Source organism: Enterobacter cloacae complex sp. SHL020 (assembly GCF_049236945.1).
Classification (GTDB): domain Bacteria; phylum Pseudomonadota; class Gammaproteobacteria; order Enterobacterales; family Enterobacteriaceae; genus Enterobacter; species Enterobacter dykesii.
The window spans coordinates 66502-80744 of record NZ_JBMKJF010000008.1 but is presented as its reverse complement, the minus strand read 5'-3'; the positions used below and the strand labels follow the sequence as shown (position 1 = coordinate 80744).

The window sequence follows — 14243 nt, the reverse complement described above, 5'->3', positions numbered from 1 at the left end:
CGCTTCACGACGATGACGTGGCCTCCGGTGCCTGCACCGGGGGCCATTTTTTTAGCCGCCACGTCAGCAGCAGCGCAATCACCACCAGCCCCGCCGCGGCAAGATAGATCACTGGAACCCCTGCCCAGGCCATCACCAGCCCCGCCAGCGGGCCGGTAATACCTAAAGACATATCCATAAATACCGTATAGGTCGCCAGCGCCGCCCCCTGATTCTGCTGCGGCACGGCTTTTACCGCCACCACGCCCAGCGCCGGGAAGACCAGGGAAAAGCCAGCCCCCGCGAGGAACACGCCCACTTTCGCGACCCAGGGCACCATCGCAATTCCGGTCAGCAGCAGTCCGACAATCTCTATCGCAAAGCAGATCATCGCCACGTTCAGCCCACCCAGACGGTTGATGCCGTTAGGGAAAAGCAGGCGGGCGCCAACAAACGCACAGCTAAACAGGGTTAACGCAAAGGCCGCACCGTCCCAGCCTTTGGCATCGTAGAACAGGGTAATGAAGGTCGCGATTACGCCGAAGCCGGTGGTCGCCAGCGCCAGGGCCATTCCGTACGGCCAGACGCGTCCCAGCACCGCCCGAAACGGCAGCGGCTTGCCTTTGCTGGCCTTCACTTTCGGGCGCGGCAGCGCAAAGAGAATTGCCAGCAGCGCGACCGCCATAATGGTGATGGCCAGCCCATACAGCCCGCCCAGCGCATAGCAGGCCACGCCGAGCGGCGCACCGAGCGCCATCGCACCGTAGGTGACAATCCCGTTCCAGGAGATCACCCGACCAATGTGCGGCGCGCCTACCACCCCCACGCCCCACAGCGTCGAGCCGGTTCCCGCCAGACTTTGCCCGATGCCAAGAATGACGCGGCCCAGACAGAGCAGCGCCAGGCTGACCAGCGGCCAGTGGCTGGTTGCGGCAGCCAGCAGATAGCTCAGGCCACTGAGGAAACAGCCGCACAGTCCCACCACCACGATGCTTTTTGGACCGAACGTATCCGCGTAGCGCCCGGCATGCGGGCGGCTGAGGAGCGTGGCGAAATATTGCAGGCTTATCACCAGCCCCGCCCAGAAGGCGCTGAAGCCCATCACGTCATGGACATAGCCCGGCAGGACCGCCAGCGGCAGGCCAATGGTCAGATAGCTGGCAAAGTTGAAAATCACAACGGAAACGATGCGCAGATTGAGGCGCAGTCCGCTCAGTGCCGGTTCAGCGGCAGGTTCGGGCATGGGGTTCTACCTGGATTTTTTACAACAGTGTTTCACTATTACCACGGCGCAATAAGAAAATCAGCCCCGACTTTCAGATTAACGGTGCCAGACGAAGCGAAGCCCGGGCACTACACTTATCGGGTCATCATATTAAGGAACACGCATGATCGCTAACCCGTCCGACAAAGCTGGACTCCACATCTTATTAAAACTCGCCTGTCTGGTGGTTATCCTTGCGGGTATCCATGCTGCCGCCGACATTATTGTTCAGCTCCTGCTGGCGCTCTTTTTTGCCATTGTGCTAAATCCGCTGGTCACCTGGTTTTTACGCCGGGGCGTCAGCCGTCCGGTAGCCATCACCATCGTCGTCATCGTGATGCTGATTGCCCTGACGGCGCTTTTCGGCGTGCTGGCGGCATCGCTGAGCGAATTCTCCACCATGCTGCCGCAGTACAACAAAGAGCTGACGCGTAAAATTGTCGCGCTGCAGGAGATGGTCCCCTTCCTTAATCTGCATATCTCACCCGAACGGATGCTGCGCAGGATGGACTCCGAGAAGGTCATGACCTACGCCACCACCTTGATGACGGGGCTTTCCGGCGCGATGGCCAGCATTCTGCTGCTGGTCATGACGGTGGTGTTTATGCTGTTCGAAGTTCGTCACGTCCCCTATAAGCTGCGCTTTGCGCTGAACAACCCACAAATTCACATTGCCGGCTTACACCGGGCACTGAAGGGCGTCTCCAAATATCTGGCGCTGAAAACGCTCCTGAGCGTCTGGACCGGGGTGATTGTCTGGCTGGGGCTGATGCTGATGGACGTGCAGTTCGCCCTGATGTGGGGCGTGCTGGCCTTTCTGCTGAACTACGTACCCAATATTGGCGCGGTGCTTTCCGCCGTGCCGCCGATGATTCAGGCGTTTCTGTTTAACGGCTTCTACGAATGCATGCTGGTCGGCGCGCTGTTCCTCGTCGTGCATATGGTGCTGGGCAATATTCTTGAGCCGCGCATGATGGGGCACCGGCTGGGCATGTCGACGCTGGTGGTATTTTTATCCTTACTGATTTGGGGATGGCTGCTGGGCCCGGTCGGTATGCTGCTGTCGGTTCCCCTGACCAGCGTATGTAAAATCTGGATGGAAACCACCAAAGGCGGCAGCAAGCTGGCGATCCTGCTCGGTCCGGGGAGGCCGAAAAGCCGATTACCCGGATAACCGACCTACCTTTACAGGTAGGTTTAAACCGTCAGTAATACACCGTAAATTACCGCGTCCTTAATCCGTCGCGGTATTTTATTTGCGTTAAGGCGATATTCATCCTCTTTTTATTTACGTCGTGCGCATTACGCTCAATCGCAATTCATGATTTAACGCAAATTATAAAAATTGAAATAGTTATTTATTTTCCATGTTATTATTTCCGTCTTCGCTGCAACGTAATGCAAACATTAATATTGATTAAAAATACGCCTGGCGCCAACGGAAAGCCGGACGGATATTATTTGTGAAAACCACCACCCTTAATTGTTAATATTGATATGGAGTTGTTGATGAAAAAGATCGTTAAATGGTGTGCTGCTGCCGTATTCGTTGGCGCACTGGCAGGCTGTGCGCGTACCGCCCCAATCGCTCAGGTTCACTCTATTGTAAGCGCGGGCCATACTGCCGATCAGGTAAAAACGGCAATTTTGAAAGCAGGCCAAAAGCGTGACTGGATCATGACAGAAGCGGGCCCGGGAATGATTAAGGGCCGTCTGCAGTCACGCGATCACTCGGTCCAGGTGAGTATTCCATACACGGCCACAAGCTATTCAATCAACTATGAAAACAGCCTTAACCTGAAAGCGGCAGACGGTAAAATTCACAAAAATTATAACCGCTGGGTGAATAACCTCGACCACGATATTCAGCTGAACCTCTCCGCGGGCGCCGCGCTGTAATATTTTTCTAAAGTCGGGCCGCATATGGCCCGATAACCTTTTTTTTAGCCTCAAAGGTTACGCAGGAATGTACGAAAAGGACACACTCAGCGCACTGGATGCCATTACCGAAGCGCAACGCATCGCCTTTGCCCCGATGTTATTCCAGACTGCGCTTTGTCTGCGTAACTCAGGCGTTCTCGCCTGGCTTGATAAACAAGGTAAAGAGGGGGCAAGCCTTGAGGAAATAACCGAACACAGCACGCTCGGCAGCTATGGCGTCAGCGTACTGCTGGATATGGGATTAAGCGGTCGAATCGTTACCCAACAGAATGGACGTTATTTTCTGGCGAAAGTGGGCCATTTTTTACTGCACGACGAAATGACCCGCGTAAATATGGATTTCACCCAGGACGTTTGTTACCAGGGGCTATTTCACCTGGCGGACGCCCTGCAGGAGGAAAAACCGGCCGGATTAGCCGTGTTTGGCAACTGGCCAACCATCTACCCGGCGTTATCCCAATTACCTGCTCCGGCGAAAGAGAGTTGGTTCGCCTTCGATCATTACTATTCTGACGCCGCTTTTGACGCTGCGTTGCCATATATATTCGCAAGCTCGCCGACAAAATTGTACGATGTGGGCGGAAATACGGGTAAATGGTCGTTACGCTGCTGCCGCTATGACGAAAATGTTGCCGTGACGATCCTCGATCTGCCGCAACAGATAGCGCTGGCGCAGGAAAACATCGCAAAAGCAGGTTTTTCTCATCGTATTGCATTCCATGCTGTCGATATGCTTAGCCCAGCAACATTGCCGGATGACGCCGACGTCTGGTGGATGAGCCAGTTCCTGGATTGTTTCTCTCCGGATCAGATTGTCGCCATGCTGACGCGCGTCGCACAGGCCATGAAGCCAGGCGCACGTTTGTGCATCATGGAGCTTTTCTGGGATGCACAGAAATTTGAAGCAGCCTCTTTCAGCCTGAATGCCACCTCGCTCTATTTCACCTGTATGGCGAATGGCAATAGCCGGTTTTACAGCGTAGAGAAGTTCTATCGCTACCTGGAGAGCGCAGGTTTCAGCGTTGAACAGCGGCTGGACAACCTTGGGGTCGGTCATACCCTGCTGATATGCACCAAACGTGAACAACAGAGCAGCGTAGCTGCCCGGGTGGCCCAGCCTGCCCTTTGAATACGGTTTTTTTCGCGGACGCGCGTAGATGAAATTTTCACTGAACATTATCGACTGGCAGGCGAGAGCGCCAGGACTCAGCGATGCCACAGAGTGGCAGGCGTGGTCGCGCCTGCAGCCGGCCGTTGACCCAGCGGCCCCGCTTCCCCGCCTGACCGCTTTACCCATGATGACCGCGCGCCGCCTCAATTCAGGCAGTAAGCTGGCGGTGGATATTGGTCTTACCATGCTGCAAAACCACGCCGTTGATGCCGTCGTCTATTCCAGCCGCCACGGCGAGCTGGAGCGCAACTACCGTATTCTGCATGCTCTGGCGACCGGGCAGTCCGTTTCGCCGACCGACTTCGCGATGTCCGTGCACAATTCCGCGGTGGGTAATCTCACGATCACCGCACGCCAGGCCATCGTCTCGTCATCCATTTCTGCCGGACTGGACACCTTCCAGCAGGCCTTATGTGAAGTGCTGAGCCTGCTGCAGGCGGGCTATTCCCGCGTCCTGCTGGTCGATTTTGACGGCGCGCTGCCGGAATTTTACCATCCGGCGCTACCGCCGCAGATGCCCACCTGGCCCTACGCGCTGGCGCTGGTGATTGAATCCGGCAAAGGATTGCAGTGTGAAACCCGCAGCGGCAGCACGGGTGAAGAACCCGCCCTGCCGCAAAGCCTGATGTTCCTGCAGCGCTATCTCAGCGAGGAACGTCAGTTCGTGGTGCCCGGCGAACGTTTGCTGTGGCAATGGACGCGCGCATGAACCGCCTGGCTGCCCGAATTAACTGGCTATGGCGCCTGGCGATGACCGGCTTCTGCTTCGCGCTGTTTGGCGTGGGCGGGCTGCTGTTGTCGCTGGTCTGGTTCAACCTGCTGCTCATCGTCCAGCGCGACCGCGCCAGCCGTCGTCGCCTGGCGCGTCGCAGCATTGCGGCCAGCTTCCGCTTCTTCCTGACCGTAGCGCGCGGCCTCGGCGTACTGGACTATCGCATTCACAATCTTGACGCGCTGCGCAGCGATCGGGGTTGTCTGGTGGTGGCTAACCACCCTACGTTAATTGACTACGTGATTCTGGCGTCGGTGATGCCCGAAACTGACTGTCTGGTGAAAAGCGCGCTGCTGCGCAATCCCTTTGTCAGCGGCGTTATCCGCGCGGCGGATTATCTGATTAACAGTGAAGCCGAGCCCCTGCTCGCGGCCAGCCAGCAGCGTCTGGCTCAGGGCGACACGCTGTTAATCTTCCCGGAAGGCACGCGTACCCGGTTTGGCGAGGCTATCTCCCTCCAGCGCGGCGCGGCAAATATCGCCGTGCGCTGTAACAGCGATCTGCGGGTGGTGCTGATCCACTGTAGCGAACACCTGCTGGATAAAAAAAGCCGCTGGTATGATGTACCGCCAGAAAAACCTGTTTTCACCGTGGATGTCCGCGACCGCGTGAACATCGACGAATTTTACGATGCAAATGAACAAGAACCGGCGCTGGCGGCAAGGCAGTTAAACCGGCATCTGCAGCATCGATTAACATCAGGCCTTCAATCTTTGTCAGGAATTAATGATGCAAGCGCTTTATCTTGAAATTAAGAATCTCATTATCACCACGCTGAATCTGGACGAGCTTACCGCAGAGGATATTGATACCGATGCCGCGCTGTTTGGCGATGGGCTGGGTCTGGACTCCATTGACGCGCTGGAACTGGGTCTGGCCGTGAAAAACCAGTATGGCGTGGTGCTTTCTGCCGAAAGCGAAGAGATGCGCCAGCACTTTTTTTCCGTCGCCACGCTGGCGTCCTTTATCAACGCTCAACGCGCCTGAGATGTGAACGATGACTGAACAAGAAACCATTTATCAGGAAGTCTGCGGCCTTCTGACCAGGCTCTTTGAAATCGACCCGCAGGACATTACGCCCGAAGCCCGTCTTTACGAAGACCTGGAGCTGGACAGCATTGACGCGGTGGACATGATTGTTCATCTGCAGAAGAAAACGGGCAAGAAAATCAAGCCGGAAACCTTTAAATCGGTTCGTACCGTTCAGGATGTGGTAGACGCCGTCGAACAGCTTCTGCGCGAAGAGTAAGACGTGTTGCGTGGTGGACGGACGTTCCCGGTCATCCCACTGCTGACGGGGCTGATGCTGCTGGCGTGGCCCTTCCTGATTGGATTTGGGCTAACGCACAACAGCCTGCAGTGGCTGTTGCCGGTGATGGCGCTGGTATTGCTGCTGCGGCTGCGCCAGGCGCGGCGGAACGCTGGCCCGATGCGGTATGTGGTGCAGTGCGTGGCGCTCGCGGGCATCGCGCTCTGCGCGGCAAGCTACCTGCTGAAAACCCACCAGTGGCTGCTGTTCTACCCGGTGGTCGTCAACCTTGTGATGCTGGCCGTGTTCGGCGGTTCGCTGTGGACCGCGATGCCGCTGGTCGAACGGCTGGCGCGCTTGCGCGAGCCGAATTTGCCCCCGGAGGGCGTGCGCTATACCCGCAGGGTGACCCTCGTCTGGTGCGGCTTTTTCATCGGAAACGGCGCGATGGCGCTGTTCACCGTGCTCCACGGCGACATGCATCTGTGGACGCTGTGGAACGGTATGGTGGCCTACATCCTGATGGGAACGCTGATGGCAACCGAGTGGCTGGTGCGCCAGCGGGTGATAAAAAAAGAGATGCACAATGACTAACCCCCTTCCGCTGGGCCAGTGGTTAAACGCGCCCCGCCCTGACGACATGCCCGTTGCCTGGCTTGACGATCGTACCTGGACGCTGGGCCAGCTGCGCCACGACGTGACCTTACTGGTCGACACTCTACGTCAGCAGGATGGCGAGCGCTGGGCGCTGTGCTTTGAAAACAGCTACCTGTTTATCGTTGCGCTTCTGGCCTCGCTGCATGCCGGTAAAACGCCGGTCATTCCCGGCCATAGCCGCGTTTCGCAGCTTGAAGAACAGCAGTCGTTGTTTAGCGGCGTCCTGAGCGACAGGACTCTCGATTTCCATGGCAAGCTGATCGTGGTGGCCTCCAGTCATCAGACCGTTCGCCACTGGACGCCCCTGCCGGCCATTGACGAAAGCCGCTTCGTTGAACTGTTCACCTCCGGCTCCACGGGTACCCCGCGCCGGGTAATTAAGCACATCGTCAGCCTGGATCGCGAAGCCCGTCTGCTGGCTGACCGCTTCGGCGAGCGTCTGGCCGGCTGTAGCGTTGTCGCCTCGGTCGTACCGCAACATCTGTATGGCCTGACCTTCCGCATCGTCTTGCCGATGGCGCTGGGCCTGCCGCTGCATGCCTCGATGCTCTACTACGCAGAGCAGCTGGCCGCCCTTCCTCATGACAGGCATTACCTGTTCATCAGCAGCCCGGCGTTTCTGAAGCGCCTGGATACGGAGCTGCCCGCGCCGCCCGTCAGAATGCTGATTTCAGCAGGCGGAATGCTGCCGTGGTGCGACGTCGCCACCACTGCTGGCTGGCTTAACATCTGGCCGGACGAAATTTATGGCAGTACCGAAACCGGGATCCTCGCCTGGCGCCATCGCCAGCAGGATAACGTGCCGTGGCAACCCTTCCCCGGCGTTATTTTCCATCAGGAAGATGACGCCTGTCGCGTCACGTCGCCGCTGATCCACGAGGCTGAAGGACTCCAGCTGGACGATATCCTCCACTTCGACAGCGAGGGGCTGTTCAGCATCGCCGGTCGTCGCGGGCGGGTGGTCAAAATTGAAGAAAAGCGCATCTCGCTTAACGAGATTGAACGTCGCCTGCTGGAACTCGACGGCATTTGCGAAGCGGCTGCACTGCCGGTCACGCGCGGGGGCCGTCAGGGGATTGGCGTCCTGCTGGTTCTGGACGAAGCGGTTCGCCAGCGCGGCTATATGCAGGATAAAAAAGCGCAGGAGTTCGCCTGGCGTCGCGCCCTGCTGCCCTGGCTTGAGCCGGTCGCCGTTCCACGCTACTGGCGTATTGTCGATGAAATGCCGGTAAACAGTATGAACAAGCGTGTCTATGCGCAGTTAGAGGAGTTATTTCATGAAAATTCCTGAAATTGAGCGCCACCAGACACAGCCGGAGAAGCTGGAAATCATTTTGCATCTCGACGCGGCGCTGTTCTGGTTTCAGGGCCATTTTGCCGTACAGCCGCTGCTGCCCGGCGTTGCGCAGCTTGACTGGGTGATGCACTACGCCACGACCTTACTGGCACCGGGCTACCGCTTTCACAGCATTCAAAACGTAAAATTCCAGGCGCCTCTGCTGCCGGAAACCACGGTCACGCTGGTGCTTGAGTGGCATGCCGAACGTCAGATGCTGACCTTCAGCTACCAGCGTCATGCAGGGGCTGAACGCCATACCACCAGCAGCGGGAAAATTCGGCTATGTCAGTAACCTTCCGCCCCTGCGTGCTGATCCCGTGCTACAACCACGGCGCCATGATCGCCAGCGTGCTGTCGCGTCTCGCACCGTTCGGCCTGCCGTGCCTGGTGGTGGATGACGGCAGCGAAGCGAGCACCCGACAGGAGCTCGAACGCCTTGCGGCGGAGCAGCCGCAGATGACGCTGCTCCGTCTGGCGCAAAACGCCGGGAAAGGTGCAGCGGTCATCAGGGGGCTGGAGGAGTGCGCGCGCGCGGGCTATACCCACGCCGTGCAGGTGGACGCGGACGGTCAACACGCGATCGAAGATATACCCAAACTGCTGGCGCTGGCGGAGCGCCACCCGGACGCGCTGATTTCCGGCCAGCCCATTTACGATGATTCCATTCCACGCTCGCGGCTCTACGGGCGCTGGGTAACCCACGTCTGGGTGTGGATTGAGACCTTATCCCTGCAGCTTAAAGACAGCATGTGCGGCTTTCGGGTCTATCCGGTCTCGCCCACGCTGCGGCTGGCAGCGCGTGAAACGCTCGGCAAACGGATGGACTTTGACACCGAAGTGATGGTCCGTCTCTACTGGCAGGGCAACACCAGCATCTTTCTGCCCACCCGCGTCACCTACCCGCAGGACGGGTTGTCCCACTTCGACGCGTTAAAAGATAACGTGCGGATCTCCCTGATGCATACCCGGCTGTTCTTCGGCATGCTGCCCCGCATGCCCGGCCTGCTTTTCCGTCGACGCCGCCAGCACTGGGCGCAGCAGGACGAGGTCAAAGGCCTGTGGGGCATGCGCCTGATGCTGCGCGTCTGGGAACTGCTGGGTCGGCGGGCCTTTACCGTGCTGCTGTGGCCGGTGATCGGCGTGTACTGGCTTATTGCGCGTCCGGCGCGGCAGGCCTCGCGGCAGTGGGTTGAGAGAGTGAAGCACGAGCTGCGTCAGCGAAACATGCCCGTTCCCCCGCGGCTCAACAGCTTTTTCCATTTCATGCGCTTCGGCAACGCGATGCTGGATAAGGTCGCCAGCTGGCGCGGTGAGCTGCAGTTTGATCGCGACGTGGTCTTTGCCCCCGGTGCGAGCGAAACGCTTAATATCGCGGCGCCGCAGGGCAAGCTGCTGCTGGCCTCGCATCTTGGCGACGTAGAGGCCTGCCGGGCGCTGGCCCAGCTGGACGGCAGCAAAACTATCACCGCCCTGGTCTTCAGCGAAAACGCCCAGCGCTTTAAGCAAATCATGAGCGAAATGGCACCCCAGGCGGGCGTGAATTTGATGTCGGTTACCGACATCGGCCCGGACACCGCGATTGCCATCAAAGAGAAGCTTGAGCGGGGAGAATGGGTCGCGATTGTGGGCGACCGCATCGCGGTGAATCCGCAGCGTGGCGGCGAGTGGCGGGTGATCTGGAGTCCGTTCATGGGCCAGCCAGCGCCGTTCCCACAGGGGCCGTTTATTCTGGCCTCCATCCTGCGCTGCCCGGTGGTGCTGATTTTTGCCCTGCGCCAGCAGGGTAAGCTCGTCCTGCACAGCGAACCGTTTGCCGACCCGCTGCGCCTGCCGCGCGGTGAACGCCAGCAGGCGCTGCAGGAGACCGTCGATCGCTACGCGCAGCGGCTGGAGCATTACGCCCTCCTGTCGCCGCTCGACTGGTTTAATTTTTTCGATTTCTGGCATCTGCCAGAGTCCAGAGAGAAGGAGTAAAGGGTGCTGACCGATCCCCGCTTTACGACTGAAGTTGAGATCACCGTTCCGTTCCACGACGTCGATATGATGGGCGTGGTCTGGCACGGTAACTATTTCCGCTACTTTGAGATCGCCCGCGAGGCGCTGCTCAATCAGTTTGACTATGGCTATCGCCAGATGAAGGCCTCCGGCTACGTCTGGCCCGTCGTCGATACCCGGGTGAAATACCGCGATGCGGTGACCTTTGAGCAGCGTATTCGCGTCCGCGCGCACGTTGAAGAGTATGAAAACCGCCTGCGCATTGCCTATCAAATTTTCGATGCGCAGACCGGCAAACGCACCACCACCGGTTACACCATCCAGGTGGCGGTGGAAGAAGCCACCCGCGAAATGTGCTTTGTGAGCCCGGCAATACTGTTTGAACGAATGGGAGTGACGCCATGAAATGGTTGCCTTTGCTGGCGCTGATCGTCAGCCCGCTGGTCAGCGCCGTGACGCTGGATGAACTGCAGCAGCGCTTTACCGGGCAGCCCGTCGTGCGCGCGCACTTCGAACAGGTTCGCACCATAAAAGATATGCCGCAGCCGCTGCGCTCGCAGGGCGAGATGCTGATCGCCCGCGACAGCGGCCTGCTGTGGGATCAAAAAGCGCCGTTTCCGATGACGCTCCTGCTGGACGACAAGCGGATGGTGCAGGCCATTAACGGCCAGCCGCCGCAGACCGTCACCGCCGACAATAATCCGCAGATGTTCCAGTTCAACCATCTTCTGCGGGCCCTGTTCCAGGCCGACCGCAGGGTGCTTGAAGAGAACTTCCGCATCGATTTTAAAGACCTGGGAGCCGGCCGCTGGTCGCTGGTGCTTACGCCAAAAACGACGCCGCTGGACAAGATTTTCGCCACCCTCGATCTGGGCGGCGCGACCTATCTGGAGACGATTCGTCTCAACGATAAACAGGGCGACCGTACCGATATCGCCCTTTCACGCCACCAACTGACGCCCGCCAGCCTGACCGATGACGAACGCCAACGCTTTGCCGCACCGTAAATCCCTGCGCCCGGCGCTGCTGTGGGCCACGCTATGCCTGATTCTGCTGGGCGTGCTGCTGTCGCTGCTGCCCGGCGCGCGTCTGAACAGCAGCGTGCTGGCCATGCTGCCGAAGCAGACGCTGGGGGCGATCCCGCCGGCGCTCAACGACGGGTTTATGCAGCGTCTCGACCGCCAGCTGGTCTGGCTGGTCAGCCCCGGCAAAGAGCCCGATCCGCGCGTGGCGCAGCAGTGGCTGACGCTGCTACAAAGCAGCGATTCGCTCAGCGAGGTCAAAGGCCCGATGGACGCCGCCGGGCAAAAGGCCTGGGGAGAGTTCTTATGGCAGCACCGAAATGGCCTGATCGATCCCGCCACCCGCGCCCGCCTGCAAAACGGCGGAGAAGCGCAGGCGCAGTGGATTTTATCTCAGCTCTATTCGGCCTTTTCCGGCGTCAGCGGCAAAGAGCTGCAAAACGATCCCCTGATGCTGATGCGCGGCTCCCAGCTCGCTCTGGCGCAAAACGGCCAGAAGCTGCGGCTGATGGACGGCTGGCTGGTCACACAAGATGAGGCGGGAAATTACTGGTATCTGCTGCACGGCGAGCTGGCGGGCTCGTCATTTGATATGCAGCAGACCCACCGGCTCGTGACGACGCTTAACGCGCTGCAGGAAAGGCTAAAAGCGCGTTACCCGCAGGCGCAGCTGCTTTCGCGCGGGACCGTGTTCTACAGCGATTACGCCAGCCAGCAGGCCAAACGCGACGTTTCGACGCTGGGCATCGCCACCCTGCTTGGCGTGTTCCTGCTCATCGTCGCGGTGTTCCGCTCTTTGCGTCCGCTGCTGCTGAGCGTGCTCTCGATTGCCATCGGCGCGCTGGCGGGCACGGTGGTGACGCTGCTGCTCTTTGGCGAGCTGCATCTGATGACGCTGGTGATGAGCATGAGCATCATCGGTATTTCAGCCGACTACACGCTCTACTACCTGACCGAACGGATGGTGCACGGCGCGGAGCACTCCCCCTGGCAAAGCCTGGCTAAAGTACGCAATGCGCTCCTGCTGGCGCTGCTGACGACCGTTGCCGCCTACCTGATTATGATGCTGGCCCCCTTCCCCGGGATCCGCCAGATGGCGGTGTTCGCCGCCGTGGGGCTGAGCGCCTCCTGCCTGACGGTGATTTTCTGGCATCCGTGGCTGTGTCGGGGTTTACCGGTGCGCCCGGTTCCGCTGATGGTTATCATGCTGCGCTGGCTGGCCGCGTGGCGGCGCAGTAAAAAACTGTCCGTTGGTTTGCCCGTCGCGCTGGCGCTGCTCTCCGCCGTGGGGATGAGCACCCTGAGGGTGGACGACGACATCGCCCAGCTGCAGGCGCTGCCGAAAGATATTCTGGCGCAGGAGAAGGCCATTACCGCCCTGACCGGACAGAGCGTCGATCAGAAATGGTTTGTGGTTCATGGCGCCTCGCCTCAGCAAACGCTGGAGCGGCTGGAAGCCTTTACCCCGGCGCTGGTGCAGGCGCAAAAAGCCGGAGAGATCGCCCGCTGGCGCACCCTGCCGCTGAACTCGTTGGCCCGCCAGAAAAGCGACCTGAAGCTGCTGCGCGACGCTGCCCCTGCGGTAACGAACGTGCTGAAAAGCGCCGGGCTCAACGCCGTATCCCCGAACCTCGACGCCATGCCGGTCAGCGTGGACGCGTGGCTTGAAAGCCCGGCCAGCGAAGGCTGGCGTCTGCTCTGGCTGACCCTGCCCGGCGGGGAAAGCGGCGTGCTCGTGCCGGTGGACGGCGCGAAAAACAGCGCGTATCTCGGTGAACTGGCCGCGCGCCATGACGGCGTCGTCTGGGTCGATCGCAAAGCCAGCTTTGACAGCCTGTTTGCTCTCTACCGCACGCTGCTGACGGGGCTACTGTTTGCCGCGCTGGCAGTGATTGCCTGCGGGGCGATGCTGCGCCTCGGCTGGCGTAAAGGGCTGATAAGCCTGGTGCCGTCCGTACTGTCGCTGAGCTGCGGGCTGGCGGTGCTGGCCGGAACGGGCCACCCGGTGAATCTGTTCTCACTGCTGGCGCTGGTGCTGGTGCTCGGCATTGGCATTAACTACACGCTGTTTTTCAGCAACCCGCGCGGTACGCCGCTGACCTCAATGCTGGCGATTACGCTAGCCATGATGACCACGCTGCTCACGCTGGGCATGCTCGTCTTCAGCGCCACCCAGGCCATCAGCAGCTTTGGTATCGTGCTGGTAAGCGGTATTTTTACCGCCTTCCTGCTGGCGCCGCTGGCGATGCCGGATAAGAAAGAGAGAAAACGTAAATGAACGCTTTTTACCGCGCGCTCGCGCTGGCCGCGGCGCTGCTGCTGGCAGGCTGCAGCCATTCGACCGATACCAAAGAGACGCGGCCTCAGGCCTGGCTCCAGCCGGGCACCAAAGTTACGCTGCCGCCGCCCGGCATCAGCCCGGCGGTAAGCTCCCAGCAGCTGCTGACCGGCAGCTTTAACGGACAAACGCAGTCCCTGCTGGTGATGCTCAACGCGGATGCGCATAAGGTGACGCTGGCCGGGCTCTCTTCCGTGGGCATTCGTCTGTTCCTGGCAACGTACGATGAGACCGGTATTCATACCGAGCAGTCGATCGTGGTGCCGCAGCTGCCGCCCGCCAGCCAGGTGCTGGCGGACGTGATGCTCAGCCACTGGCCGATAAGCGCCTGGCAGCCGCAGTTGCCGAAGGGCTGGACGCTAACGGACAATGGCGATCGACGCGAGCTGCGTAACGCCAGCGGCAAGCTGGTGACGGAGATTGTCTACCTGCAGCGCAAAGGCAAGCGCGAGCCGATCAGCATCGAGCAACACGTATTCAAATACCACATCACCATTCAATATCTGGGTGACTGAG

16 protein-coding genes are annotated in these 14243 nt (G+C 59.5%); 15 read left to right on the top strand and 1 reads right to left on the bottom strand.

What is annotated here, in order from left to right:
* Positions 1-4: 4 nt before the first annotated feature.
* Entirely contained in the window at positions 5-1222 is a 1218-nt protein-coding gene (locus ACOTZB_RS18020; RefSeq protein ID WP_421628014.1) for an MFS transporter, read from the bottom strand.
* A gap of 145 nt (positions 1223-1367) precedes the next feature.
* Between ACOTZB_RS18020 and ACOTZB_RS18015 the strand changes: the two genes are divergently transcribed.
* The 15 genes from ACOTZB_RS18015 (at position 1368) to ACOTZB_RS17945 (ending at position 14242) form a co-directional block, all read left to right on the top strand.
* Positions 1368-2417: an AI-2E family transporter gene (locus tag ACOTZB_RS18015; RefSeq protein WP_045909021.1), complete on the top strand. Its 1050-nt coding sequence runs from the start codon at positions 1368-1370 to the stop codon at positions 2415-2417.
* Between the two features lie 335 nt (positions 2418-2752).
* A complete protein-coding gene (locus tag ACOTZB_RS18010; RefSeq protein WP_126330612.1) occupies positions 2753-3142 on the top strand; it encodes a hypothetical protein in 390 nt (129 codons plus the stop codon).
* A 67-nt stretch (positions 3143-3209) separates the two neighbouring features.
* On the top strand, positions 3210-4313 hold the full coding sequence (locus tag ACOTZB_RS18005; RefSeq protein WP_421628012.1) for a methyltransferase: 1104 nt from the start codon (positions 3210-3212) through the stop codon (positions 4311-4313).
* Positions 4314-4341: 28 nt separating this feature from the next.
* Positions 4342-5064 carry a beta-ketoacyl synthase chain length factor gene (locus ACOTZB_RS18000; RefSeq protein ID WP_421628010.1) on the top strand — a complete coding sequence of 241 codons (723 nt, stop codon included), beginning with the start codon at positions 4342-4344 and terminating at the stop codon, positions 5062-5064.
* Positions 5061-5876: a lysophospholipid acyltransferase family protein gene (locus tag ACOTZB_RS17995; protein ID WP_032662215.1), complete on the top strand. Its 816-nt coding sequence runs from the start codon at positions 5061-5063 to the stop codon at positions 5874-5876. The genes ACOTZB_RS18000 and ACOTZB_RS17995 overlap by 4 nt, the downstream gene beginning before the upstream one ends.
* The gene (locus ACOTZB_RS17990) at positions 5857-6114 is read left to right on the top strand and encodes a phosphopantetheine-binding protein (RefSeq protein ID WP_008503081.1); all 258 of its coding nucleotides are present in this window, start codon (positions 5857-5859) and stop codon (positions 6112-6114) included. Before ACOTZB_RS17995 ends, ACOTZB_RS17990 begins: the two co-directional genes overlap by 20 nt.
* Before the next feature lie 10 nt (positions 6115-6124).
* On the top strand, positions 6125-6376 hold the full coding sequence (locus tag ACOTZB_RS17985) for an acyl carrier protein (RefSeq protein ID WP_008503082.1): 252 nt from the start codon (positions 6125-6127) through the stop codon (positions 6374-6376).
* Between the two features lie 6 nt (positions 6377-6382).
* Positions 6383-6970 carry a hypothetical protein gene (locus tag ACOTZB_RS17980; protein WP_421628080.1) on the top strand — a complete coding sequence of 196 codons (588 nt, stop codon included), beginning with the start codon at positions 6383-6385 and terminating at the stop codon, positions 6968-6970.
* Positions 6963-8324, top strand: a complete 1362-nt coding sequence (locus ACOTZB_RS17975) for an AMP-binding protein (protein WP_421628007.1) — start codon at positions 6963-6965, stop codon at positions 8322-8324. Before ACOTZB_RS17980 ends, ACOTZB_RS17975 begins: the two co-directional genes overlap by 8 nt.
* The gene (locus ACOTZB_RS17970) at positions 8311-8664 is read left to right on the top strand and encodes a hydroxymyristoyl-ACP dehydratase (RefSeq protein ID WP_421628005.1); all 354 of its coding nucleotides are present in this window, start codon (positions 8311-8313) and stop codon (positions 8662-8664) included. Before ACOTZB_RS17975 ends, ACOTZB_RS17970 begins: the two co-directional genes overlap by 14 nt.
* Positions 8655-10346, top strand: coding sequence for a glycosyltransferase family 2 protein (locus ACOTZB_RS17965; RefSeq protein WP_421628004.1), 1692 nt, complete (start codon positions 8655-8657; stop codon positions 10344-10346). The genes ACOTZB_RS17970 and ACOTZB_RS17965 overlap by 10 nt, the downstream gene beginning before the upstream one ends.
* 3 nt (positions 10347-10349) lie before the next feature.
* Positions 10350-10772 (top strand): acyl-CoA thioesterase, encoded by a 423-nt coding sequence (locus ACOTZB_RS17960; RefSeq protein ID WP_023309526.1) that lies wholly within the window; start codon positions 10350-10352, stop codon positions 10770-10772.
* Entirely contained in the window at positions 10769-11374 is a 606-nt protein-coding gene (locus ACOTZB_RS17955) for an outer membrane lipoprotein carrier protein LolA (RefSeq protein ID WP_023309527.1), read from the top strand. The genes ACOTZB_RS17960 and ACOTZB_RS17955 overlap by 4 nt, the downstream gene beginning before the upstream one ends.
* Entirely contained in the window at positions 11343-13667 is a 2325-nt protein-coding gene (locus ACOTZB_RS17950; RefSeq protein ID WP_421628002.1) for an MMPL family transporter, read from the top strand. Before ACOTZB_RS17955 ends, ACOTZB_RS17950 begins: the two co-directional genes overlap by 32 nt.
* Positions 13664-14242, top strand: coding sequence for a DUF3261 domain-containing protein (locus ACOTZB_RS17945; protein ID WP_421628001.1), 579 nt, complete (start codon positions 13664-13666; stop codon positions 14240-14242). Before ACOTZB_RS17950 ends, ACOTZB_RS17945 begins: the two co-directional genes overlap by 4 nt.
* Position 14243: the final 1 nt, after the last annotated feature.